General features: G+C 44.9%; 22 protein-coding genes. 17 read left to right on the top strand and 5 right to left on the bottom strand.

Annotation, left to right across the window (positions count from 1 at the left end; genetic code table 11):
* The first annotated feature begins 155 nt into the window (after positions 1 to 155).
* The 5 genes from msbA to ACTRWF_RS08100 all read left to right on the top strand — a co-directional run bounded on the left by msbA (position 156) and on the right by ACTRWF_RS08100 (position 4,741).
* Entirely contained in the window at positions 156 to 1,904 is a 1,749-nt protein-coding gene (gene msbA, locus ACTRWF_RS08120) for a lipid A export permease/ATP-binding protein MsbA (RefSeq protein ID WP_462835349.1), read from the top strand.
* On the top strand, positions 1,901 to 2,950 hold the full coding sequence (lpxK, locus tag ACTRWF_RS08115; protein WP_015067199.1) for a tetraacyldisaccharide 4'-kinase: 1,050 nt from the start codon (positions 1,901 to 1,903) through the stop codon (positions 2,948 to 2,950). Before msbA ends, lpxK begins: the two co-directional genes overlap by 4 nt.
* Positions 2,940 to 3,134, top strand: coding sequence for a Trm112 family protein (locus tag ACTRWF_RS08110; RefSeq protein ID WP_012518347.1), 195 nt, complete (start codon positions 2,940 to 2,942; stop codon positions 3,132 to 3,134). Before lpxK ends, ACTRWF_RS08110 begins: the two co-directional genes overlap by 11 nt.
* Positions 3,135 to 3,188: 54 nt before the next feature.
* Complete coding sequence (gene kdsB / locus ACTRWF_RS08105; RefSeq protein ID WP_278384018.1) at positions 3,189 to 3,935, top strand: 3-deoxy-manno-octulosonate cytidylyltransferase; 747 nt, start codon at positions 3,189 to 3,191, stop codon at positions 3,933 to 3,935.
* A 146-nt stretch (positions 3,936 to 4,081) separates the two neighbouring features.
* Complete coding sequence (locus ACTRWF_RS08100; RefSeq protein WP_015067201.1) at positions 4,082 to 4,741, top strand: SDR family oxidoreductase; 660 nt, start codon at positions 4,082 to 4,084, stop codon at positions 4,739 to 4,741.
* A gap of 151 nt (positions 4,742 to 4,892) precedes the next feature.
* Here the strand turns inward: ACTRWF_RS08100 and rimO are convergent, their stop codons facing one another.
* Positions 4,893 to 6,350 carry a 30S ribosomal protein S12 methylthiotransferase RimO gene (gene rimO / locus ACTRWF_RS08095; RefSeq protein ID WP_278384016.1) on the bottom strand — a complete coding sequence of 486 codons (1,458 nt, stop codon included), beginning with the start codon at positions 6,348 to 6,350 and terminating at the stop codon, positions 4,893 to 4,895.
* A 390-nt stretch (positions 6,351 to 6,740) separates the two neighbouring features.
* Here rimO and ACTRWF_RS08090 point away from each other — a divergent pair, with 390 nt between their 5' ends.
* Positions 6,741 to 7,211, top strand: coding sequence for a DUF2919 family protein (locus ACTRWF_RS08090; protein WP_012518351.1), 471 nt, complete (start codon positions 6,741 to 6,743; stop codon positions 7,209 to 7,211).
* A 37-nt stretch (positions 7,212 to 7,248) separates the two neighbouring features.
* Here the strand turns inward: ACTRWF_RS08090 and ACTRWF_RS08085 are convergent, their stop codons facing one another.
* Positions 7,249 to 7,662: a hypothetical protein gene (locus ACTRWF_RS08085; RefSeq protein WP_015067202.1), complete on the bottom strand. Its 414-nt coding sequence runs from the start codon at positions 7,660 to 7,662 to the stop codon at positions 7,249 to 7,251.
* A gap of 217 nt (positions 7,663 to 7,879) precedes the next feature.
* Positions 7,880 to 8,656 (bottom strand): tRNA cyclic N6-threonylcarbamoyladenosine(37) synthase TcdA, encoded by a 777-nt coding sequence (tcdA, locus tag ACTRWF_RS08080; RefSeq protein ID WP_012518353.1) that lies wholly within the window; start codon positions 8,654 to 8,656, stop codon positions 7,880 to 7,882.
* A gap of 218 nt (positions 8,657 to 8,874) precedes the next feature.
* On the opposite strand from tcdA, the gene ACTRWF_RS08075 reads away from it, so the two are divergent.
* From ACTRWF_RS08075 to ACTRWF_RS08065, 3 genes are all read left to right on the top strand, one after another.
* Complete coding sequence (locus ACTRWF_RS08075; RefSeq protein WP_462835348.1) at positions 8,875 to 9,837, top strand: glutathione S-transferase C-terminal domain-containing protein; 963 nt, start codon at positions 8,875 to 8,877, stop codon at positions 9,835 to 9,837.
* Positions 9,838 to 9,873: 36 nt separating this feature from the next.
* On the top strand, positions 9,874 to 10,737 hold the full coding sequence (locus ACTRWF_RS08070; protein ID WP_020743548.1) for a pirin family protein: 864 nt from the start codon (positions 9,874 to 9,876) through the stop codon (positions 10,735 to 10,737).
* A 329-nt stretch (positions 10,738 to 11,066) separates the two neighbouring features.
* Positions 11,067 to 12,527 (top strand): phosphohexomutase domain-containing protein, encoded by a 1,461-nt coding sequence (locus ACTRWF_RS08065; protein WP_278384011.1) that lies wholly within the window; start codon positions 11,067 to 11,069, stop codon positions 12,525 to 12,527.
* 200 nt (positions 12,528 to 12,727) lie between these two features.
* On the opposite strand, the gene ACTRWF_RS08060 is transcribed toward ACTRWF_RS08065, so the two are convergent.
* Entirely contained in the window at positions 12,728 to 13,150 is a 423-nt protein-coding gene (locus ACTRWF_RS08060; RefSeq protein ID WP_012518357.1) for a DUF3429 domain-containing protein, read from the bottom strand.
* 87 nt (positions 13,151 to 13,237) lie between these two features.
* On the bottom strand, positions 13,238 to 14,515 hold the full coding sequence (locus ACTRWF_RS08055; protein ID WP_024016298.1) for a citrate synthase: 1,278 nt from the start codon (positions 14,513 to 14,515) through the stop codon (positions 13,238 to 13,240).
* Positions 14,516 to 15,219: 704 nt separating this feature from the next.
* Here ACTRWF_RS08055 and sdhC point away from each other — a divergent pair.
* The 8 genes from sdhC to sucD all read left to right on the top strand — a co-directional run bounded on the left by sdhC (position 15,220) and on the right by sucD (position 25,140).
* Positions 15,220 to 15,594 carry a succinate dehydrogenase, cytochrome b556 subunit gene (gene sdhC / locus ACTRWF_RS08050; protein WP_015067207.1) on the top strand — a complete coding sequence of 125 codons (375 nt, stop codon included), beginning with the start codon at positions 15,220 to 15,222 and terminating at the stop codon, positions 15,592 to 15,594.
* Entirely contained in the window at positions 15,588 to 15,935 is a 348-nt protein-coding gene (gene sdhD, locus ACTRWF_RS08045) for a succinate dehydrogenase, hydrophobic membrane anchor protein (RefSeq protein ID WP_012518360.1), read from the top strand. Before sdhC ends, sdhD begins: the two co-directional genes overlap by 7 nt.
* A 1-nt stretch (position 15,936) precedes the next feature.
* Positions 15,937 to 17,709 (top strand): succinate dehydrogenase flavoprotein subunit, encoded by a 1,773-nt coding sequence (gene sdhA, locus ACTRWF_RS08040; RefSeq protein ID WP_015067208.1) that lies wholly within the window; start codon positions 15,937 to 15,939, stop codon positions 17,707 to 17,709.
* Between the two features lie 14 nt (positions 17,710 to 17,723).
* Entirely contained in the window at positions 17,724 to 18,434 is a 711-nt protein-coding gene (locus ACTRWF_RS08035; protein WP_020743551.1) for a succinate dehydrogenase iron-sulfur subunit, read from the top strand.
* Positions 18,435 to 18,608: 174 nt separating this feature from the next.
* The gene (locus ACTRWF_RS08030) at positions 18,609 to 21,428 is read left to right on the top strand and encodes a 2-oxoglutarate dehydrogenase E1 component (RefSeq protein ID WP_012518363.1); all 2,820 of its coding nucleotides are present in this window, start codon (positions 18,609 to 18,611) and stop codon (positions 21,426 to 21,428) included.
* Positions 21,429 to 21,437: 9 nt separating this feature from the next.
* Positions 21,438 to 22,949 (top strand): 2-oxoglutarate dehydrogenase complex dihydrolipoyllysine-residue succinyltransferase, encoded by a 1,512-nt coding sequence (gene odhB / locus ACTRWF_RS08025; protein WP_015067210.1) that lies wholly within the window; start codon positions 21,438 to 21,440, stop codon positions 22,947 to 22,949.
* 152 nt (positions 22,950 to 23,101) lie between these two features.
* The gene (gene sucC, locus ACTRWF_RS08020) at positions 23,102 to 24,268 is read left to right on the top strand and encodes an ADP-forming succinate--CoA ligase subunit beta (RefSeq protein WP_012518365.1); all 1,167 of its coding nucleotides are present in this window, start codon (positions 23,102 to 23,104) and stop codon (positions 24,266 to 24,268) included.
* Positions 24,268 to 25,140 carry a succinate--CoA ligase subunit alpha gene (gene sucD, locus ACTRWF_RS08015; RefSeq protein ID WP_025255209.1) on the top strand — a complete coding sequence of 291 codons (873 nt, stop codon included), beginning with the start codon at positions 24,268 to 24,270 and terminating at the stop codon, positions 25,138 to 25,140. Before sucC ends, sucD begins: the two co-directional genes overlap by 1 nt.
* The last annotated feature ends 219 nt before the right edge of the window (positions 25,141 to 25,359 follow it).

The raw sequence follows: 25,359 nt of genomic DNA, 5'->3' as shown, positions 1-25,359 counted from the left end.
TCGTTAGCCTTTAAATAGCAAGCGAGTGACCACACATTAAGCACTTAGCTGGCAGACTAATCAATTTTGCCGCTATATTAGTGAATTAGAGAGAGAACGAGTACAATATCCGTAACGCGTTTTAGTTAACGTTTCAAACAGGTTAAAAAAACTACATGCAACAAGCCGACAACTCGGATTTTCAAATAAAGCGCTTTTTGAATTATCTCAAAGCGTACAAAGTCCCGTTCGTATTTGCCATTATCGGAATGATTGGTTATTCCGCTGTTGATACCTTTGTATTCGCTCAGCTCCAGCCAATGATTGATGAATCGCTAGGCAAGAACGATCACGATTACCTTCGTTTAGCTGCTTACGCCATTGTGCCGCTGTTTTTGCTTCGCGGTACGTTTAATTTTATGGGCAGTTACACGCTTAGCTGGATTGGTGCGCAGGTTGTCATGCGCATGCGACAACAGCTGTTCGACAAATATATTCATTTACCTGTGTCTTTTCACGACAATCATTCTGTGGGTGGGTTAATTAGTAAGGTTACTTACGATACCGAGCAGGTAGCTAATGCGTCGGGCAAAGCGTTGCTTACCCTTGTCCGAGAGGGCGCTCTTGTTATCGGTCTGCTTTGCGTAATGTTTTATTACTCATGGCAATTGTCGTTAATTTTTCTTTTAATTGGCCCTGTGGTTGCTGTTATTGTCTCTTTCGTTAGCAAGCGTTTTCGTGTTGTGAGCAAAAACATACAGCACTCTATGGGTAACCTTACCTCGTCGGTCGAGCAGGCGGTGAAAGGGCATAAGGTAGTGATCATGTTTGGCGGTCAGGAAATAGAGCAAAACCGTTTTAAACAGAAAAACAACCACAATCGACAGCAAACCATGAAGCTTTCCGTCACATCAATCCTAAGTGTCTCGTCTATTCAAGTTATTGCGTCGATAGCGCTGGCGGTAGTGTTATACATTGCCAGTACGCCGGGCATGCTCGAAAAATTAACCGCGGGTGTGTTTATCAATGTGGTGTTTTGTATGGTAATGCTGTTGAAACCATTAAAACAGCTCACCACCATTAACAATCAATTTCAAAAGGGCATGGCTGCCTGCGCCAGCATCTTCGAAATACTCGATGAAGCTGACGAAGAGGACAGTGGCCGCACAAAAATAGAGCGAGCAACTGGCAAGATAGAATTTGATGACGTTACCTTTTCATACCCCGGCAAGCATACGCCGGCACTATTTAATGTTAGCTTTACGGCAAACCCAGGACAATCGGTTGCACTGGTTGGGCGTTCAGGAAGCGGAAAATCAACAATTTCATCGCTGCTTACGCGTTTTTATGTGCCGCAAGAGGGGCAGATACGTTTAGACGACATGCCGCTTAACGACGTAGACTTAAAAGCATTGCGCGCTCAATTCGCCGTGGTATCGCAAAATGTCACGCTGTTTAACGATACCATTGCTAATAATATTGCGTACGGTGCACGCCAAAACGTGTCTCGCAAAGAAATTGAAAATGCGGCTAGAATGGCCCACGTAGAAGAGTTTCTTGCAAATTTACCGGATGGGTTAGACACGGTGATTGGTGAAAATGGTCTAATGCTTTCCGGCGGTCAGCGCCAGCGTATTGCCATTGCAAGGGCTATTTTGGCAGAAGCGCCCATACTTATTTTAGATGAAGCAACCTCGGCGCTAGACACCGAGTCGGAACGCTTAATTCAAGATGCCTTGGAAAAGCTACAAAAGCGTTGTACTAGTATTGTGGTGGCACACCGGCTTTCAACCATCGAGAATGCAGACTGTATTATGGTAGTTGAGCAGGGGCGTATTATTGAAAAAGGTAAGCATGATGAATTGCTTGAAAAAGGCGGTCATTATGCGCAGCTCCACGCACTTCAATTTGGTGAGACTAAGTGAGCCAACCACAAAGTAAAACCCTGCACGACAATTGGTATTTTGGCCATGGATTAGTATGGCTGCTCGCACCTTTTGCTCTGCTATTTTACTTTGTTTCGGCAATTCGACGTTTACTGTTTAAAGTGGGTGTGAAAAAAGTTTTCAAAGCCGAAGTACCCGTTATTGTAGTGGGTAATATTTCGGTGGGGGGAAACGGCAAGACACCCGTTGTGTTAGCTTTAGCCGATTATTACCAAAGTCACGGCATAAAAGTAGGCATTCTTAGTCGAGGTTATGGCGCTAAATCAGCGGTTTACCCCCGACGAGTAAACGGCGACGACAATGCCGCAGAGGTGGGGGATGAGCCTAGACTACTGGCTATTAGAAGCCAGTGTGATGTGGTTATTGACCCAAATCGCGCTCGCGGCGCCGCCTATTTAACTGAAGAATTACAATGTGAATTGATTATTTGCGACGACGGACTGCAGCACTATGCATTACATCGTGACATTGAGCTTGTTGTTATGGACGATAGGAAAGTAGGGAGCGGTTATTTGCTTCCTATGGGCCCTTTGCGAGAGGGGCAATGGCGTTTAAGCACCGTGGATGCGTTAATTCACAATAGCCGCTCCATGCCGACGTTTGACCATGCCGTCGCCCCGCAATTTTTAATGACACTGGTGCCTGGCGATTTTACATCGGTATCTAACCGAGTAAAAACTTGTACGGTTGAAGAAATAAGAAAACAGGTACCTTGTAGTGCGATTGCTGGAATTGGGTCTCCCCAACGCTTTTTTAATCAGCTAAGGGATATGCAAATAACGTTATCACATACGCAGCCTTTGGCCGATCATCACGCGATGACACCTTCTGATATTCCTCAAGGTACAGTCTTGATGACCGAAAAAGATGCAGTAAAGGCGGCGTCATTCGCTCATGAAGCATGTTGGTTTTTACCCGTCAGCGCTCATCTCGCCCCAGACTTTTTTAATTTAATAGACGTAAAACTTGCAAAAGCGGGTTTAACGTTTAACAAAACGGACAGGAATAATAACAATGGCATTTGATAAAAAGCTTTTAGAGGTCTTGGCTTGCCCCGTATGCAAGGGAAAGTTAGTACTAAACGAAGATATGACGCAATTGGTATGTCGGTTTGACCGCTTAGCCTTTGATATTAAGGACGGCATACCTGTTCTTATTGAGAGTAAAGCAACCGCTTTATCTTTAGATGAAGTCGACGCTACACGTTAATTCAGTATTTGTCTTCAGCGTCAGTTAAAAGCTTTGATTAAAGGCAGGAAAGATATGTCATTCACCGTTGTTATTCCCGCACGTTTCGGTTCAAGCCGCTTTCCAGGTAAGCCATTAGCGCTTATTGATGGAAAGCCCATGATTCAACACGTAGTAGAACGGGCTAAAGAGGCGGGCGCGGAAAACATAATAGTGGCAACAGACGATGAACGTATTCAAAACGTTGTCGAAGGGTTTGCTCAAGTATGCATGACGTCTGTGGATCACCAGTCGGGCACAGAGCGCATAGCAGAAGTTATTCAAACGCAGAATATCTCTGGGGATACCATTGTAGTGAACGTCCAAGGGGACGAGCCATTTATTCCCGCTGAAAATATAAAACAGGTTGCAACTAATTTAGCTAACGCGCCTCAATGTCAAATGGCCACGCTTTCCACTCCGATTGTGAGTGTCGCGGATGTATTCAACCCAAACATAGTGAAAGTGTTGGTGAATGAAAAAGGGGAGTCTATCTACTTTTCACGCTCGCCCATTCCATTTGAACGAGACTATATGATGGCGAACCCAAACAAAGCGAATACGGCCCTTTATAATCGTCATATTGGGATTTACGCGTATCGCGCCGACTATGTAAACCAGTACGTTAATTACGCGCCCAGTGCTTTAGAACAAATCGAGTCACTCGAGCAACTTCGGGCTATTTGGTACGGTGATAAAATTCATTGTGAGGTAGCCGTAGCGCCACCACCTGTTGGAATTGATACACCGGAAGATCTGGAACGCCTTTTAGAGACTATATAAAAACCAGATGGCTTTTGGAAAATGGTTTACCACGGCGTATTGTCGGTTAAAAGCCATAAAAGGCGCCATAAAAAACGCTAGAATCAAGCATGCCGAACAGGCAAGAAATCTAAATAACGCATATACACAGTAACAAGGGAATCGTTATGAACGTAGTTATTACGGGCGGTAATCGCGGTATAGGGCTTGCGCTTACCAAGCAATTTAAGGCACGTGGCGCAAAAGTCTATGCCACGTGTCGCAATAGTTGTGATGAGTTGAACTCTGCAGGCGTTACCATCATCAAAGGCGTTGATGTCTCTCAACCTGAAATGCTGGCAGAAAAACTCGCACCATTAATGGATGTGAAAATTGATTTGCTCATTAATAACGCTGGGGTTCTGGGCAAAGAAAGCCTAGATGACTGGGACCCAAACACCATAGATTATCAGTTCCGTGTTAATGCCATGGGGCCGCTTCTTGTTTCCCAGACTCTCTTACCGGCGATGGCAGACAACAGTAAAATCGCGATGATCACAAGTCGTATGGGATCGATGGCTGATAATGGCTCCGGTGGTTATTATGGCTATCGCATGTCTAAAGCTGCGTTGAATGCAGCCTCCGTATCTTTGGCAAACGATCTAAAGCCAAGAGGGATTGCTGTAGGTATTTTTCACCCTGGGTTCGTGCAAACTGAAATGGTTAATGGTGCAGGCGATATTGATGCTGATACGTGCGCCGAACGTTTGTCGCAGCGTATTGATGAGCTTAACGTGGATAATGCAGGGCGCTTTATACATTCAAATGGTGACGAGCTACCTTGGTAGTTTTCACGTTGATGACCCAGTAACCGAGGTATAAAAACCGAGGTATAAGGTATGAAGAGTAGATAAAATAAAACCCTATCGTAAATACGCCACCGATAGGGTTTCTAGACTTAAGCTTTTTAGCTGTTAGGCTCTAGTGCAAAGTGTAAGGCTACTCTGCGCCTTCCGTTGCACGCGCTTCTTCATCGTCTTGGTCTTCAGACAGTACAGCCCATACATCGTGCTCGTTAGCGTGAATGACTTCAGCCCATACACGATCGCCCGGTTTTACATCGTAAACCCCGTTTAAGTGAACGAGGCCGTCCACTTCAGGTGCATCGGCATACGTTCGCCCTACCGCACCTTCGGCGTCAACGCTATCAATAACCACTTGATACTCATTACCAATTCTGGCTTTTAATCGCGCAGCGCTTATTTCACCCTGAACTTCCATGAAGCGCGCAAGGCGTTCTTGTTTTATATTTTCTGGTACTGGGTCGGGTAGGTCGTTTGCTCTTGCCCCTTCAACAGGTGAATAAGCGAATGCACCAACGCGATCAAGCTGGGCTTCCCGTAGAAAGTCTAAAAGTTCTTCAAACTCTTCTTCTGTTTCTCCTGGAAATCCAACGATAAACGTAGAGCGAATTACCAATGACGGGCATTGTTCACGCCATTTTTTAACGCGCTCTAGTACTCTTTCTGCACTACCTGGGCGCTTCATAAGTCTAAGAATGCGCTTATTGGCGTGCTGGAATGGAATATCAAGATAAGGCAGAATTTTACCATCATTCATCACTGGAATGAGGTCATCAACATGGGGGTAGGGGTAAACGTAGTGAAGGCGTACCCAAATTCCCATTTCACCCAGTTGCTCGCAAAGCTGTTGCATGTGAGTCTTCACCGGCATGCCGTTCCAGAACCCTGTTCTGTGTTTTACATCTACACCGTACGCACTGGTATCTTGAGAGATAACCAATAGCTCTTTCACGCCCGCCTCTTTTAATCGTTTGGCCTCATCAAGCACGTTGCCTACAGGGCGGCTAACTAAATCTCCACGCATTGAGGGGATAATGCAGAATGTGCAGCGGTGGTTGCAGCCTTCTGAAATTTTTAAATATGCGTAATGGCGGGGCGTTAGTTTCACACCGTGATCAGGAATAAGATCTGCAAACGGATTATGCTGAGGCTTCGGTAAATGCTCGTGTACTTGCTCTACTACCGTCTCGTATGCATGAGGGCCGGTAATAGCCAAGACATTTGGGTGTAGCTCTCGAATTTCGTCTTCTTTTACCCCTAAGCAACCCGTTACAATAACTTTGCCATTTTCTTTTAATGCTTCACCAATGGTATCTAACGATTCTTCAACTGCGGCGTCAATGAACCCACAAGTGTTGACGATAACGAGATCAGCATCGTTGTAGGTAGGCACTACGTCATAACCTTCGGTGCGAAGTTGAGTAAGAATACGTTCAGAATCAACCAAATTCTTAGGGCACCCTAAGCTGACAAAACCAATTCTGCTACCTACACCTTGTTGTGAAGATTGATTGTCACTCAGTACTTTGACCGGTGTTTCAAGCGTTGTGGTTTTGTTTGCGACTTTGTTTGGATCAAACGTTTCTACTGTCATCTAAAATATCACCCGAAAAATGACTGTGCTTAAAATGGCCGCGGATTATACAGGAAGTCATACCAATGCGCAGTAGTTTTAGGTTACAAATGCGCTTTTAGCTAGACAAAGTTCAGCAGGGGTACAACCAACGTTACCGCGTTAATTAAAGGCTAAGCGCTATATTTTTAAAAAAGCCATTATTATTCATGAAAAAAGGTAACGCGGCGCGGTAGAGGCGCGGTCTGACATTTTGCGACCTTTTAAATAAAGGGCTATGAGAAGAAATACTAAAACCCTGCCTGTTTAAAATTTTGAAGTTATCCCCACTTTAGTATCTTCCTGATACAAAACTTCAATAAAGAAGCGTATTAAGCGCTGTTCAAAAGTGGAAATGAAAAAAGTGAACCCATGTTAAAACTCCCACTTTCTTATTACGACGAATCTGGGCGCATCCTTCCTCCTCGTTGGCTGTATAGCGTATTTATTCTTTTATGCATCGATTGGCTAGCGTTTATCTTTTCCTTAGCGTCTCGAACACAAACCAGTGAGTTACTTGCGTTTTTCTACCCACAAAAAGAAAGTTTAGGTCTTGGGCTTTTGGCAAGCCTACCGGTTTTTCTGGCACTGGTGTTAGTCAGTCAGCGAGAGAGACTGTGGAAAAAAGGTTACCTCAACTGGCGCCGTTGGGTAATTCCGCTAGCACAAATTGGCGTGGTATTATTGCTGTGTGTACAACTCTATTATGCTATGCATCATCATTGGGGGTTTGAATACATTACCGGTGTTAAAATGGCATTCTATAGCATTGCGCTTTATGCCATATCAAAAAGCCGTCACTTGAAGTGGATGGTAGAAGATTGGAAAGCGCCTAACCCTTAAAGGTAAAGGCGCTTAACGAGATGAAAGGGGCTGGCCCTTAGTGATGCGCTTTGTGGTTGGCAAGGGCCTGTTCATAATAAGCAAACACACTAATTTGACTATCGTTAACCAGGCGCTCGTAACAGATTCCAGCGAGTGCATACGTATTATCGCCCACTTTTAAAAATACTGAAGGCGCTTTAGGGTTAGATTGATCGTAAATCCACTCACCATCTAATTGCGCTTTCAAAATCTCACCTATATACGCGCCAAAAATATTGCAGATGGTAAAGACCGCTTCGTCTTCTAGAGCTAAGTCGTGGTATTTATCAACAAAGCTAAGCAGAACGTCATCAACTAAAGCAACACTCTCTGGTGAGTTGTCGAGTACTATATTGAACTCATCGGCTGCGGTTACTGCTGCGTCTTTAGCGCAGTCTGACATTAATTTATTGAGTTCATCTGGTGACATCTTGTTCTCCTTCTCACCGAGAATGGCATTGGTATTGTAACCAATAATTGAATAAGTAAACCTGGTTGCTAGTCAAAATTACATTAACTTGCGCATAAAATTAGCTGATAGAAAGCGTTTTGTTTTCATTAACAGAAAATGCGCTACATCGAGCAAACGCGCACTAAGCAAGCCCTTACTGTTTGGTAGCTATTGTGCGTAAGTTATCGGCCAAAGTCTATTTTTGTCCAGTTAATCTGTTAATCACACTCGCCGCTGCGAACATACCAAATGTCGCAGTAACAGTAACAACAGCCCCAAAACCGCCTGCACAATCGAGTCGAGTTCCTCCCTCCATTGCCGACTTGTTATAGCACACTGAGCCATCTGGTTGCGGGTAACGCAACTGCTCAGTAGAATAAATGCATTCCACACCAAAGCGGCGCTTAGGGTTCTTGCTAAAATTGTAGTTTCTGCGAAGTTCACTGCGCAATTTGGCAGCTAGCGGGTCTTGCGTCGTCTTAGCTAGGTCGCCTTTGGTCACCTGTGTGGGGTCTATCTGGCCGCCAGCGCCACCTACCGTAACAATAGGGATTTTGTTGCGTTTACAGTGAGCAATCATAGCGGCTTTTGCACGTATGCTGTCAGTAGCATCAACCACTGTATCCATTTCTTTGGTCAAAAGCGTGGCTGTATTGTCAGGCGTGACAAAATCTTCAACACAGTTTACTTTGCAATTAGGGTTTATTAGCGCAATACGCGACGCAATGGCCTCGACCTTGGGTTCGCCTATCGTATTTGAAAGTGCGTGAATCTGACGGTTTGTGTTAGTAACGCAAACATCGTCTAAATCAATAAGTGTGATTGTGCCAACGCCCGAACGGGCTAGCGCTTCGGCAGTCCAACTTCCTACGCCACCAATACCTACTACGGCGACGTGGCTATTGGCTAAATTATTGGTTTGTTGTGCGCCGTACAAACGCACAATACCACCTAAACGAGGATCATCAGACATGCTTTACTTCACTTAACAATTAAACAATACGGACGTGGGTTAGCGATAAAACGCGTAAACACACTAGCAGGGCGCGCATCATCTCAAAAGTGAATACCAAAGATCAATACACTCCAGTTTTTTCGAATAATAAATCCGATTTTAAGCAACATACGTTCTACACAATACATGTTTTAATAAACTCATTGTGTAATGAGATAGAAAAAAGGGGCAGGCAAATGGGCTTACTCGTTGACGGAAAATGGCAAGATAAGTGGTACGATACCAGTAAAAGCGGTGGGAAATTTGAACGCCAGGCATCCAAATTTCGTGACACAGTTAACAGCGATGACAGCGGAACATTCACAGTTGAATCAGGCCGTTATCACCTATACGTATCTTTAGCTTGTCCATGGGCGCATAGAGCACTCATTTTTAGAAAGCTAAAGGGGTTGGAAGCGCATATTGATGTCTCTGTTGTTCACCCTGAAATGCTTGATAACGGGTGGGAGTTTAAAGACTACCCTGGGGCAACCGGAGATAAGCTTTACGGGTTTGATTATGCCCACCAGATCTACACGAAAGCCGAACCCGAAATAACGAGTCGTGTTACCGTTCCCGTTTTATGGGACAAACAAACCGAAACCATCGTTAATAATGAATCGGCCGAGATCATTCGCATTTTCAACAGTGGATTTGACGCACTCACTAACAACAACGACGACTATTACCCTGAAGCCCTTCGCGAAGAAATCGATACCATTAACAACATGGTATATCACGACATCAATAATGGTGTGTATAAGGCGGGGTTTGCTACAACACAAGAGGCTTACCAAGAGGCGGTGAATGCTTTGTTCCATGCTTTAGATATGGTTGAAGAAAGACTGAGTAAACAACGCTATTTGGTTGGCAGTCAAATCACCGAAGCCGATTGGCGTTTATTTACCACGCTAATTCGCTTTGACGCGGTTTATCACGGTCACTTCAAATGTAATAAGAAGCAAATTGCAGATTATCCGAATATATTCGGCTATATGAAAGAACTCTATCAGGTGCCGGGTGTTGCTGATACGGTGAATTTTGATCATATCAAGAGACATTATTATTACAGCCATACCATGATAAACCCAACGCAAGTCATCCCGGTAGGGCCCGAGCAAGACCTTATGTCGGCCCATGGCCGCGAAAGTATCGAGTAATGGCTTTTTAGTAAGAATTTAAGGTAGGTACAAGCTATGTCGTTCACAGTTAACGCGCAAAAAACGATAGAAAAAGTCGTCACGGGTATGCCAACCAGCGACGGTGCAGGCGTGTCACTCACACGTATCATCGGCCAGCCCGATCTGCCTCGATTAGATCCATTTCTCATGCTAGATTTTTTTGGTTCAGATAACCCTGGTGAGTATATAGCGGGTTTTCCACCTCATCCTCATCGAGGGTTTCAGACCGTTACCTATATGCTTGCAGGTAAAATGCGTCACAAGGACTCTGTGGGTAATGAGGGCGTGATTGATGCAGGGGGAATTCAATGGATGAACGCAGGCAGAGGCATTATTCATGAGGAAATGCCGGAGCAAGAAGAGGGTTTATTGCAAGGCTTTCAGTTGTGGGTAAACCTACCCGCAATTGAGAAGATGTCAGCGCCCAACTATCAAGATATTCAGCCGGATAGTGTTCCAATGGCGCACATTCAAAATGCAGACGTAAAAGTATTAGCAGGAGCGATTGAAGGAGTACAAGGGCCTGTTAAGACAACCGCCGTATCGCCCACCTTTTTAGACGTGGCATTGAAAAGCGGGCCTTCTGAAATTGCCATGAATTCAGATGAATCTGCATTTATCTATGTTTACGAAGGTGATGTCGTCGTTAATAAAGGTGATCAGGGCAACGAAACTACTCTGGAACAAGGAGAGCTTGGCGTTTTATCACAGAAGGGAACGCAGCTTTGTGTTTCGACTGATACGGAATGTAAGTTTATAGTAGTATCGGGTAAGCCTATTAACGAGCCTGTGGTTCAATATGGCCCTTTTGTGATGAACTCTCAGCAAGAAATTGTTCAGGCGTTTAATGATTATCAAAGCGGTGTATTAGCAAAGTAAGGGCATAAGCTTTTTTACTTTAGAACCGCTTGGCTTACAACAGGCACTTTCCTATTATTCAAAATAATCGTCATTAACGTGCCTCTTAAAACCGCGTGTACTATGAGTTAACGCGCTAAGTACGCGCATTTGAGCCCGTATGTGGGCAATTGCTGCCTTTTCACAAATTGAAATAGTAATTCACTCCCCCTAATGATTTAATATCACTATGTTTAAATACATGTTTTCTTCTCTTTTACGATGTCATCAAAAAGGCGCTTAGCGCTTTAAGGTCGTAAAAAGCATTAAAGTAATCATAAATAGTTAAAACACAGGGAATTTCGATCCAAATGGCAACCCCAATTACCTGCTTTAAAGCATACGATATTCGTGGCGAACTTAACTCACAGCTAACCGAAGAGGTAGCGTACCGAATTGGCTATGCTTTTGCTCAAGAATTAAATGCGAAAACCGTTGTCGTTGGCAGTGATGTGCGTCTTACGTCCACGCCATTAAAACTAGCGTTAAGCGCAGGCCTCATAGACGCTGGTGCAACCGTTACTGACATTGGCATGGCAGGAACCGAAGAAATTTATTTCGCTACAAAGCACCTTGGTGTGGACGGCGGTATTGAAGTAACAGCAAGCCACAACCCCATCAATTACAACGGCATGAAGCTGGTAAAAGCGGGTTCTGTTCCTATTAGCGGTGACACAGGCTTAAACGCAATAAAAGAGAAAGCGGAAGCGTTAGGCGACGATTACGTGTCAGAACGGTTAGCGCACTACACTAACGGTGTAACGATCGATGCCGACGCGTTCTTTAACGGTACTGCTCATGTAAACGAAGTTAAGCTTTCTAACACTGGTAAATACGCGGTTAAGTCGTGTATGTCTGACTATGTTTCTCACATGCTGTCTTATGTGAATTTAAGTAATTTTACGCCGCTAAAAGTTGTGGTGAATGCTGGTAATGGCGCCGCAGGCCCGGCACTAGACGCTATCGAGAAAGAAATGAAGTCGCAGGGCGTACCCATTGAATTTATAAAAGTACACCACGACGCAGATGGTACATTTCCAAACGGTATTCCTAACCCATTACTACCAGAAAATCGTGCCGATACTGCTGATGCGGTTAAAGCGTCGGGTGCTGATTTTGGTATCGCGTGGGATGGAGACTTCGACCGCTGTTTCTTGTTTGATGCAGACGGTGAATTTATTGAGGGATACTACATTGTTGGCTTGCTGGCTGAGGCGTTTATCGAGAAAAATACCGACAGCAAAATTATTTACGACCCACGCGTGTATTGGAATACAGAAGATATTGTAGCGAACGCGGGCGGTACCCCCATCAAATCAAAAACCGGTCATGCGTTTATTAAAGAACGTATGCGCAAAGAAGATGCGGTGTATGGCGGAGAAATGAGCGCGCACCACTATTTCAGAGATTTTGCGTACTGTGATTCAGGTATGATCCCTTGGCTACTCATTGCTGAACTTGTTTGCGTGAAAAAACAAACGCTAGCAAGCATGGTTAAAGCGCGTATTGAAGCGTTTCCATCATCAGGTGAAATCAATAGCAAGCTTAAAGATGCTGACGCAGCACTTGAGCGTGTAACGAGTAAATATAAACCTCAGGCTAGCGTTATAGATACAACGGATGGCTTAGGTTTAGAATTTGGAAACTGGCGCTTTAATTTGCGCAAATCGAACACTGAACCAGTTATTCGTTTAAATGTTGAAAGTAAAGGCGACATTGCCTTGATGGAAGAGAAGACAGAGGCGCTGCTTACACTTATTCGCGATGAGTAATCATCGCGATTAACGGCAGTTTGTTCATTTAAGTCATGTGAAAACGATAGGGCGACAATACTTTTAATAGTTTGTCGCCTTTTTTGATTTGAGAAAATAAAATCATAAAAAATTCAAAAGCTTAGTCTGGTTACGTGTAACCGATATAAGTTTTTTAAGATGACTAACGCGCAAATAATTTACGTAACGTGTTGGCTTTTTTAAGCGATTAAATAAATCATCCACGCGTGGCAAACTACCACAACGCTAGTTAGCCCCATACGAAGGCTAATGTAGCTTACCACTTGCTCTTTAGGTAGGCTAAGGGTGAACTTGTCATACATGAGCACAGCCACATAGCTTAATGACAATACACCAAACACTTTGACATCATTTGAAAATACCAAGCACAGCCAGCCGATAATGGTAGGCAACATGGCAATGAACATCTGTTTGTCATAACGCTGATTGCTAATTGCATCCCACCAATGAATACCACCGAAAAAAGACAACAATACGGCAGAGTACTGTACAAAATAAACCGCACTTTGAGTAAGGGGCAATAAATTGAATTGGTATGCTAATGGCATAGCGACAAAGGGGATAAGACCTGCAATACCTAGCAAAACGGCAGAATAGGGCATTGATGTTCCTTTAATACAAATTTCTAAAACAAAAATAGCGCCATAGAGGCGCTATTTTTACTATCAAGGGTAATACTTAGTTCCGTATTACTTGATTGGCGTGTACTTACGCTGGCTGTGACCAGTGTATAACTGACGAGGACGACCAATTTTTTGCTTAGGGTCGCTCATCATTTCATGCCAGTGAGAAATCCAGCCTACTGTACGAGACAGGGCGAAGATACAGGTAAACATGTTTGTAGGAATACCAATGGCTTTTAGTACGATACCTGAGTAGAAGTCTACGTTCGGGAACAGTTTCTTCTCTGCGAAGTAAGGGTCGCTCAACGCAATTTTTTCAAGTTCCATTGCTACTTCTAGCAGTGGGTCTTTCACGTTAAGTTCGCTCAATACTTCGTGGCAGCTTTCACGCATTACTGTAGCACGTGGGTCGTGGTTTTTATAAACACGGTGACCGAAGCCCATCAGACGGAACGGGTCATTCTTGTCTTTAGCACGAGCAATAAACTCAGGAATGCGGTCAACTGTACCGATTTCTTCTAGCATGTTAAGACATGCTTCGTTTGCACCACCGTGAGCAGGTCCCCAAAGTGACGCAACACCTGCCGCAATACACGCGTAAGGGTTAGCGCCAGACGAACCAGCAAGGCGTACCGTTGAGGTAGACGCGTTTTGCTCGTGGTCAGCGTGAAGGGTAAAGATACGGTCCATCGCACGCTCTACAGCAGGGCTGATTTGAAATTCTTCTGCAGGTACAGAGAACATCATGTTCAGGAAGTTAGCTGCATAGCTTAGGTCGTTACGTGGATATACGAAAGGCTGACCGATGTTGTATTTATAACACATAGCAACAAGGGTAGGCATTTTCGCAATTAGACGGTGAGCGCTGCGAACACGCTGCTCTTCGTTAGAAACGTCTAAATCACTGTGATAGAACGAAGACATAGCGCCAACGGTACCACATAGCATTGCCATAGGGTGCGCGTCGTTGCGGAAACCGTGGAAGAACATGTTAATTTGTTCATGTACCATGGTGTGACGAGTAATTGTCTCTTTGAATTCTTCGTACTGTTCTTTTGTTGGTGCATCACCGTGAAGAAGCATGTGACAAACTTCAAGATAGTCTGCGTCACGCGCTAGTTCTTCAATAGGGAAACCGCGGTGTAATAATACACCTTGAGCGCCATCAATGTAGGTAATTGAAGACTCGCAAGATCCTGTCGCCATAAAACCTGGGTCGTACGTGAAATAACCGTGTTGGCCTACCGTACGGACGTCGATTACATCTTGTCCTTCAGTGCCAGACAAGATAGGAAGCTCGATTTCCTTACCGCCGGCTTTAAGAATGGCTTTCTGATCTGCCATAAAATGCTCTCCTCAGAATGGTTCTGTTTGCAGCGAAAACGGACGAAAATATCCGCTTCGTTGGGAAAAGTGGGCGTATTTGTACTTTATTATGCACCAACAAGTCAATTTAATTGCATATTTGAACAATAAATATTCCAAATTGCTTAAAAAAATACTAGCAATCGGATAACGATTAATTAACTTGCTGGGAATTCACTTTGCCCGATACGGTGCAATTATCAATGGCTTTTCGACAAAGGTAAACCACCGAACGATAAATATATTAACAGGTTAGTTTAAAAAGTAATCTTTTGATGAGGAATAATTACCCATACAGATTAAAAGTGCTTAATTTCTTATTGATATGCATAGTTATTCCTAGTGCCTGCTGTTAAACTTCAAGACGCTGTAATTGCAAGCGTTTCGACATGTTGCGCTCAATTTTGAACTCTTTTTAATCAAAATAATGACTATAAAAGTACAGATAAAGACTAAAGTCTTACTACGGCACAAAAAATTGTAATTATATACTACGCTGGATATACTCAGCGGTGCTTTGGAATCGGAATAATTATTCTGTTACAAGCATTAAAGAATAATTCACAAATTGTTAACAACTCAATGGATGAGGCAATTAACAGGTTAAAAATCGAATTCACTTACTCAGGACATAATAAAGGTAAGAAATTCATTATCCCCTACGGATTAAACAGGCATACATTGTGAAAAAGCAAAGACCAGTAAATTTAGAACTCAATACTATTAAATTTCCGCCCTCTGCTATTTCGTCAATTCTCCACCGTGTAACCGGTGTTGCAATGTTCTTCGCGCTTCTTTTCGTTATTTGGGCTTGGGCAGTTTCTGTTCACTCGGCTGAAGGTTTCGCGAACGTACAAGCAATCATGGACGGTTTCCTTGGAAAATTTGTCGCAATTGGCACAGCCTCAGCGCTGACGTATCACATTCTAGGCGGCCTAAGACACGTTGTTATGGATTTAGGTCACTGGGAAGAACTAGAGTCGGGCAATACAAGTGCTAAAGCAGTTATCGCACTTTGGGTTGTACTGACCGTAGTACTGGGAGTTGCATTATGGTAACCAACCAAGCAAGCATAAAGCGTGACGGCGTACAAGACTACGTATCTCTTCGCGCAACAGCAGCGATAATTTTCGCGTACTCGGTTTTCATGGCGTGGTTTTTTATTACCACCGATAACTTAACGTTTATCGAATGGCGAGGTTTGTTCTCTGGCCTAGCTATGAAAGTTTTCACATTGGCAGCACTAGTAGCAGTGATGATCCACGTGCGTATCGGCCTTTGGCAGGTACTTACAGACTATGTTAAAGCGACAGGTCTACGTGCGGTACTACAATATATATTAAATATCATCGCGTTCGGCTACGTAGCTGTGGGCCTATTCGTATTGTGGGGAGTGTAAAATGAGTTTACCCGTTCACGAGTTTGATGCAGTAGTAATTGGTGCCGGCGGTGCAGGTATGCGCGCAGCACTCCAGATTTCAGAGTCTGGTAAATCTTGCGCTCTGCTTTCAAAAGTATTTCCAACCCGTTCTCACACTGTGTCTGCACAAGGTGGTATTACCGTAGCATTGGGTAATTCACACGAAGACAACTGGGAATGGCACATGTATGACACCGTAAAGGGGTCAGATTATATCGGTGACCAAGACGCTATCGAATACATGTGTAAGACAGGACCTGAAGCAATCATTGAGATGGAGAACATGGGTCTTCCTTTCTCTCGCTTCGAAAACGGTAAAATTTACCAGCGTCCTTTTGGTGGTCAGTCTAAGAACTTTGGTGGCGAGCAGGGTGCTCGTACGGCAGCAGCGGCTGACCGTACCGGTCACGCACTTCTTCACCTTCTTTACCAACAAAACGTAAAGAATAAAACAAAAGTATTTTCTGAGTGGTACGCGCTAGATTTAGTGAAAAACCAAGACGGTGACGTAGTAGGTTGTACAGCAATCGACATCGAATCTGGCGAAGTAGTTTACTTCAAGTCGCGCGCTGTTGTACTTGCAACGGGTGGTGCAGGGCGTATCTATGCGTCTACCACAAACGCACACATCAATACCGGTGACGGTGTGGGTATGGCGCTTCGTGCAGGTGTTGCAGTTCAGGATATGGAAATGTGGCAGTTCCACCCAACGGGTATTGCTGGCGCAGGTACATTGGTTACCGAAGGTTGTCGCGGTGAAGGTGGTTACCTACTAAACAAAGACGGCGAGCGCTTCATGGAACGTTATGCGCCAAACGCGAAAGACCTTGCTGGTCGTGACGTTGTTGCGCGTTCAATGATGACAGAGATTCGCGAAGGCCGCGGTTGTGAAGGCCCATGGGGTACACACATTAAGCTTAAGCTTGATCACCTTGGTAAAGACGTTCTTGAATCGCGTCTACCTGGTATCCTTGAGCTATCCCGTACGTTTGCACACGTTGACCCAGTAAAAGAGCCAATTCCAGTAATTCCTACTTGTCACTATATGATGGGTGGTATTCCAACGAACGTTGATGGCCAATGTCTAACGGTTGATGAAAACGGTAACGACAAAGTTGTTAATGGTCTATTTGCTTGTGGTGAGATTGCTTGTGTATCGGTACACGGCGCTAACCGCCTTGGCGGTAACTCGCTACTTGACCTTGTTGTATTCGGTCGTGCGACTGGTTTACACCTTGGTAAGACATTATCTGATATGGCCCCAACGCGCGACGCGTCAGAATCTGATCTTGAAGCGTCAATGGCTCGTTTCAATCGTTGGGAAAATTCAGAAAAAGGCAAGGGCGAAGACCCAGTCCAAATTAAGAAAGATTTGCAAGAATGTATGCAGCTTAACTTCTCGGTATTCCGTGAAGGTGACGCAATGGCGGAAGGACTTAAAGAGCTTAGCGAAATTCGTGAGCGCCTCAAGAATGCTCGCCTTGACGACAAGAGTTCAGACTTCAATACCCAACGTATAGAGTGTTTAGAACTTGATAACCTTATGGAAACCGCGTACAGCACGGCAGTAGCAGCGAATTTCAGAACGGAAAGCCGTGGCGCACACAGCCGCTTCGACTTCCCGGACCGAGATGATGATAACTGGCTATGTCACAGCATTTATGATCCGAACACGGATAAAATGATTAAACGTGAAGTGAATATGGCGCCTAAGCTTAGGGAAGCATTCCCGCCTAAAGTGCGTTCATATTAAGAGAGGCAACGATCATGCAATTAACTTTTTCGATTTATCGTTATAACCCAGAAGTAGATGCGAAGCCTCGCATGCAAGACTACACTCTAGAAGTAGAGGAAGGTCAAGACATGATGGTGCTAGATGCGCTACTTGCACTTAAAGAGCAGGATCCGACGCTTTCTTTCCGTCGCTCATGCCGCGAAGGTGTATGTGGTTCTGACGGTGTAAACATGAACGGCAAAAACGGCCTAGCATGTATTACTCCACTTTCTGCGCTGGGCAAAGGCAAAATAGTCGTTCGTCCACTTCCAGGTCTACCTGTTGTACGTGACCTTGTTGTTGATATGACGCAGTTCTATACACAGTACGAAAAGATTAAGCCTTTCTTAATTAACGACAGCAAGCAGCCGCCGGCTCGTGAGCACCTTCAGTCACCTGAAGAGCGCGCTAAGTTAGATGGTTTATATGAGTGTATCTTATGTGCATGTTGTTCGACGTCTTGCCCATCATTTTGGTGGAACCCTGACAAGTTTATCGGTCCGGCCGGTCTACTTCACGCTTATCGATTCTTAATTGATAGCCGTGACACTGCGACAGAAGAGCGTCTTAACGAGCTTGACGATGCATTCAGCGTATTCCGCTGTCACGGTATCATGAACTGTGTAAGTGTATGTCCTAAAGGATTGAACCCAACAAAAGCTATTGGCCAAATCAAGTCAATGCTTTTACAACGGGCTGTTTAGTACTATAGTCTGATAACTTCCTAAGTTATAGATGCGATACGCTAAATAGCCATCCAATAAGGATGGCTATTTTTTTATATATTCTCCGTTATAACACTTGGTTATGCTGAGAATAACCTTATAATACATCTTGATTGTTAACTAGATTTTATAAAACGTAGCAAGGCAAATTAAATGCAAGAAAGCGTGATGAAAGCGTGGTGGGATTCCTCGCACATGGCAGGTGCCAACGCTGCCTATGTTGAAGAGTTGTATGAAACCTATTTAGAAGACCCGCAAAGTGTCTCTGAAAATTGGCGACAAATCTTCGATAACCTCCCCAAAGTCGATGGCGTAGAGTTAGAAACCAATCATACAACTATTAAGAATCAATTTAGGCAACTTGCTGCGTTAGGGCCAACCGCCCGCATGTCTAGTCCGTCTTCTCCTTCTGCTAATGTCTCAGACGACAGGCAAGTTAAAGTCCTTCAGTTAATTAACGCGTTCCGCTTCCGCGGTCACCAACACGCAAACTTAGACCCACTTGGTCTATGGCAGCAAGAGCGTGTGCGCGACTTAGAACTTTCTCACCACAGCCTATCTGAGCAAGATTTCGATTCGGTTTTCAACGTGGGTTCTTATGCTATCGGCAAAGAGTCAATGCCACTTGGAGAACTGTTTAAATCGCTTAACAGAACTTACTGCGGCTCTATCGGTGCAGAGTACATGCACATTACCGACACTGAACAAAAGCGTTGGTTACAGCAAAAGATAGAATCTGTTCAGGCCAAGCCTGAAATTTCTCGTGATGAGAAGTTAGGTATTCTTAAAGGCCTTACTGCGGCCGACGGCATGGAAAAATACTTGGGTTCTAAATTCCCAGGTGCAAAGCGTTTCTCTCTAGAAGGCGGCGATGCGCTAATTCCTATGCTTAAAGGCTTGATCACAAAAGCGGGCACTGCGGGTACCAAAGAAGTGGTTATCGGCATGGCTCACCGTGGTCGATTGAACGTATTGGTAAACGTACTGGGTAAAAACCCGTCAGTACTGTTTGACGAATTCTCTGGTAAACACGACGACTCGCTAGGTGCGGGTGACGTGAAATACCACGCCGGTTTCTCTTCAGACTTTGCAACGCCAGGTGGCAATGTTCACCTAGCGCTAGCGTTTAACCCGTCTCACCTTGAAATTGTTAACCCGGTAGTTATGGGGTCGGTACGCGCTCGTTTAGCACGTCGTGATAACGACACTAACACAGTGTTGCCAATAACTATCCACGGTGACTCTGCTATTGCGGGTCAGGGTGTAGTTCAAGAAACCTTTAATATGTCACAAACTCGCGGTTTTGCTGTGGGTGGCACCGTTCGCATTGTGGTAAACAACCAAGTTGGCTTTACCACGTCGAAAACAGAAGATACCCGTTCAACGCAATACTGTACCGACATCGCGAAAATGGTGCAGGCGCCAATTTTCCATGTTAACTCAGATGACCCAGAAGCGGTTGCCTTTGTTACACAGCTTGCGCTTGAGTATCGCAACAAGTTTAAGAAAGACGTGGTAATTGACCTTGTTTGTTACCGTCGTCATGGTCACAACGAAGCGGATGAGCCGAATGCAACGCAGCCGTTGATGTACCAAAAAATTAAAAAGCACCCTGTACCGCGTGTGCTATATGCTGACCAACTTATAGCTGAAGGCGTAATTGAGCAACGGGATGCAGACCGCTACCTTGAAGAGTATCGTGAAGCGTTGGATCACGGCGCTTGTGTTGTAGAAGAGTGGCGTCCAATGACCGAGCACAGTGTTGACTGGTCTCCGTATCTTGGACACGACTGGGATACGCCTTACGATGGCGCACTTTCAGTTGAGAAGCTTAAAGAGCTAGGTGAGTCAATCACTACTATTCCTGAAGATCATAAGCTTCAGTCTCGTGTAAATAAGCTGTACCAAGACCGTAAGGCTATGGTTGCAGGCGAGAAGAAGTTAGATTGGGGGATGGCTGAAAACTTAGCCTATGCCACTATCGTTGACGCCGGCGAAGATATTCGCATTACGGGTCAGGATTCTGGCCGTGGTACTTTCTTCCACCGTCACGCGGTATTACACAATCAAAAAGACGCATCGACGTATATGCCTCTGCAGCATATTCGCGAAGGTCAGGGTGAAATTGAAATTTACGACTCTGTGCTTTCGGAAGAAGCAGTAATGGCATTTGAATACGGCTATGCGACGGCAGAGCCAACGTGCCTGACCATTTGGGAAGCCCAGTTTGGTGACTTCGCTAACGGCGCACAGGTTGTATTCGACCAATTCTTAAGTTCAGGTGAAGCAAAGTGGGGCCGTTTGTGTGGTCTAACCGTTTTACTTCCACATGGTTATGAAGGTCAAGGCCCAGAGCATAGTTCTGCACGCCTTGAACGTTTCCTTCAGATGTGTGCTGATCACAACTGGCAAGTGTGTGTGCCTTCTACACCTGCACAGGTATACAACATGCTTCGTCGCCAAGTGGTTCGCCCAATGCGTAAACCGCTTATCGTCATGTCGCCTAAGTCATTATTACGTCACCCAATGGCGGTATCTTCGTTAGAAGAGCTAGCGGAAGGTAAATTCCACAACGTGATAGATGAAATTGACGACATTGATCCGAAGAACGTGAAGCGTGTTGTTATGTGTTCGGGCAAGGTTTACTACGATTTGTTAGACCAACGCCGTAAAAATGAGCAAACAGACGTTGCAATCATCCGTTTAGAGCAACTTTATCCATTCCCACAAGAAGAATGCGCTAAAGTTGTGGCACAATACAGCCATGTAAAAGATTGGGTTTGGTGTCAAGAAGAGCCTCAAAACCAAGGCGCTTGGTACTGTAGCCAACACCATTTCTGGCAAGCAATTCCAGATGGTGCGAAATTAACATATGCAGGCCGTGATGCATCCTCGTCACCTGCAGTAGGTTATGTATCCGTTCACAACCAGCAACAGAAAGCCCTGGTTGAAAACGCACTCACAATTAAATAAGGAACAGTAATGACAATTGAGATAAAAGTTCCGGTTCTACCTGAGTCAGTTGCCGATGCCACCATTGCAACCTGGCACGTTAAGGCCGGTGACGCAGTTAAACGAGACCAGAACCTGGTTGATATTGAAACTGATAAAGTGGTTTTAGAAGTTGTGGCGCCAGCGGACGGTACAATTGGTGAAATCCTAAACGAAGAGGGTGCAACAGTTTTAGGCGAGCAAGTAATCGCAAAGCTAGAGAAGGGCGGCGCAGCTGCAGCTTCTGAGCCGAAAGCTAAGAGTGAGTCTAAAGAAGAGTCTAAAGAAGAAGCTGCTCCAGCGGCTTCTGGCAAAGCATCTGACGTGAAAGTACCTGTTCTTCCAGAATCTGTTGCTGATGCAACTATTGCTACTTGGCATGTTGCGGTAGGCGAAGCGGTGTCTCGTGACCAAAACTTGGTTGACATTGAAACTGACAAGGTCGTACTTGAAGTGGTAGCGCCTGCAGATGGTTCTCTTGCAGAAATCATCGCTGAAGAAGGCGCAACAGTGACAGCTGAAGAAGTTATTGCCAAGTTTGTTGAAGGCGCTGCAGGCGGTGCATCAGCACCAGCGGCTTCAGAAGAGAGCGATGACAACGACGAAAGCAGCGATGCGCTTAGCCCATCTGTACGTCGTCTTCTAGCTGAGAAAGGCGTAGATGCGTCTAAAGTTAAGGGTACGGGCAAAAATGGCCGTATCACTAAAGAAGACGTTGAAAAGTACCTAAAAGGTGGTGACAGTGCTCAAAAATCAGCGCCTGCATCAACCGAGTCAGCGCCAGCGGAATTGCCAACGGGCAACCGCACTGAGAAGCGTGTACCTATGACGCGTCTTCGTAAAACAATTGCTAATCGTCTTCTTGAAGCGAAAAACTCAACAGCAATGTTGACTACGTTTAACGAAGTCAACATGAAGCCTATTATGGACCTTCGTAAGCAGTATCAAGAAAGCTTCGAGAAACGTCACGGTATTCGTCTTGGCTTTATGTCTTTCTACGTGAAAGCCGTAACTGAAGCGCTTAAGCGTTTTCCTGAAGTTAACGCGTCTATCGACGGTGATGATATTGTTTATCACAACTATTTCGATGTATCGATTGCTGTTTCTACACCGCGTGGCCTTGTGACACCAGTACTTAAAGATACTGATACACTGGGTATGGCGGGTGTTGAAAAAGGAATTAAGGAACTAGCACTTAAAGGCCGTGACGGTAAGCTGTCACTCGCTGAACTACAAGGTGGTAATTTCACAATCACCAACGGTGGTGTGTTTGGTTCACTAATGTCTACACCAATCATTAACCCGCCACAAAGCGCAATTCTTGGTATGCACAAAATCCAAGATCGCCCAATGGCAGTTAATGGCAAAGTAGAAATTCTACCAATGATGTACCTAGCGCTTTCTTATGACCACCGTATTATCGATGGTAAAGAATCGGTAGGGTTCTTGGTAACCGTTAAAGAGATGCTAGAAGATCCAACACGTCTATTACTAGACGTTTAAGGTTTTCATCTCGCGGAATTGTGGTTGGGTGCTTCGCATGCGTAAGTTTGCTTAGCACCTAACGCAACGCTGATATTTGCCCTATAATATCAGTCAAACTAATCAAGTCGCATTTGCGGCTTTTGTCTTACTAAAAATCGGATAGAAACACCATGAATTTGCATGAATACCAAGGTAAGCAGCTATTCAAAGAATACGGCTTGCCTGTTTCTGAAGGATACGCAGCAGACACTGCTCAAGGTGCTGTAGAAGCCGCTGACCGAATCGGCGGAGAAGAGTGGGTAGTTAAGTGTCAGGTACACGCGGGCGGTCGCGGTAAAGCTGGCGGTGTAAAGCTAGTTAAAAACAAAGACGACATTCGCGCTTTCGCTGAAAACTGGCTTGGCAAAAATTTGGTGACTTTCCAGACTGACGAAAACGGTCAGCCTGTGAGCAAAATCCTAGTTGAATCTTGCACAGATATCGCTAACGAGCTTTACCTTGGTGCAGTAGTTGACCGTACAACCCGTCGCGTTGTATTTATGGCATCTACTGAAGGTGGCGTTGAGATTGAAACTGTTGCAGAAGAAACCCCAGAGAAGATCCTTAAAGCTGAAATCGACCCAATCGTAGGTCCTCAGCCTTACCAAGCACGCGAAATGGCGTTTGCTCTTGGTCTTTCTGGCGTTCAAATTAAGCAATTCACTCAAATCTTCCTTGGCCTAGCTAAGATGTTTGAAGAGCTTGACGTTGCACTTATCGAAATTAACCCGTTAGTTATCAAAACTGACGGTAACCTACACTGCCTAGACGCAAAAGTAGGTATCGATGGTAACGCGCTATATCGTCAGCCTAAGCTGAAAGATATGCAAGATCCTTCGCAAGAAGACGCCCGTGAAGCTCACGCAGCTCAGTGGGAACTAAACTATGTTGCACTAGACGGTAACGTAGGTTGTATGGTTAACGGTGCTGGCCTTGCAATGGGTACTATGGACATCGTAAACCTACACGGCGGCAAGCCAGCTAACTTCCTAGACGTTGGTGGCGGCGCGACTAAAGAGCGTGTAGCTGAAGCATTCAAAATCATCCTTTCTGATGACAATGTTAAAGCGGTATTGGTTAACATCTTCGGTGGTATCGTACGCTGTGACATGATCGCAGAAGGTATTATCGGTGCGGTTAAAGAAGTTGGCGTAGAAGTACCAGTAGTAGTACGTCTTGAAGGTACCAATGCAGAGCTTGGCCGTGAAGTTCTAGCGAACTCAGGTCTTGATATCATTGCTGCTGAATCGCTAACTGATGCAGCACAGAAAGTTGTTGCTGCAGCGGAGGGCAAATAATGTCTGTATTAATTAATAAAGATACTAAAGTAATTTGCCAGGGTTTCACTGGCGGTCAGGGTACATTCCACTCTGAGCAAGCAATTGCTTACGGTACGCAAATGGTTGGTGGTGTAACACCAGGCAAAGGCGGTACTGAGCACTTAGGTCTTCCAGTATTCAATACTGTACGTGAAGCGGTAGAAGCAACTGGTGCAACTGCAACAGTTATCTACGTACCGGCGCCTTTCTGTAAAGATTCAATTGTTGAAGCTGCAGATGCGGGTATCGAGCTAATCGTATGTATCACTGAAGGTATCCCAACGCTAGACATGCTTTACGTTAAAGAATACGTTGAAGCTAAAGGCGTTCGCATGATTGGTCCAAACTGCCCAGGTGTTATCACTCCTGGAGAGTGTAAAATTGGTATCATGCCTGGTCATATTCACAAGCCTGGTAAAGTAGGTATTGTTTCTCGCTCTGGTACACTTACGTACGAAGCGGTTAAGCAAACTACAGACGAAGGTTTCGGCCAGTCTACCTGTGTTGGTATCGGTGGTGACCCAATTCCTGGTTCAAACTTCATCGACATCCTTCAGATGTTTCAAGACGACCCACAAACTGAAGCTATCGTTATGATCGGTGAGATCGGCGGTACTGCAGAAGAAGAAGCGGCTGCGTTCATCAAAGAGAACGTAACTAAGCCAGTTGTTTCTTACATTGCAGGTGTTACGGCGCCTCCGGGTAAGCGTATGGGTCACGCTGGTGCAATCATCGCAGGCGGTAAAGGTACTGCTGATGAGAAATTCAAAGCACTAGAAGACGCAGGCGTTAAAACAGTACGTTCACTTGCCGAAATCGGTAAAGCGCTTCGCGAAACTACAGGTTGGTAAGCTAACGCTTAACAATTTTGTGATAAAAGCCCGCTTTAAGCGGGCTTTTTTGTGCGCGCTTATTAACAACTCTGCAGAAATGCATGTAACAAAATTACAACTATCTGCCGTAAAAGCCCCGGTAAATCCACATTGTGTTGTTAAATTACATAAAGGCCTGCGTATCCTTTGTTAACGGCGTGTTGCACAAATTTTATTGAATACGTATGCAGGCAATTG

This window comes from Alteromonas sp. G5_S2_22_S1 (assembly GCF_054968525.1).
This window is presented reverse-complemented; position numbering and strand designations above follow the sequence as displayed.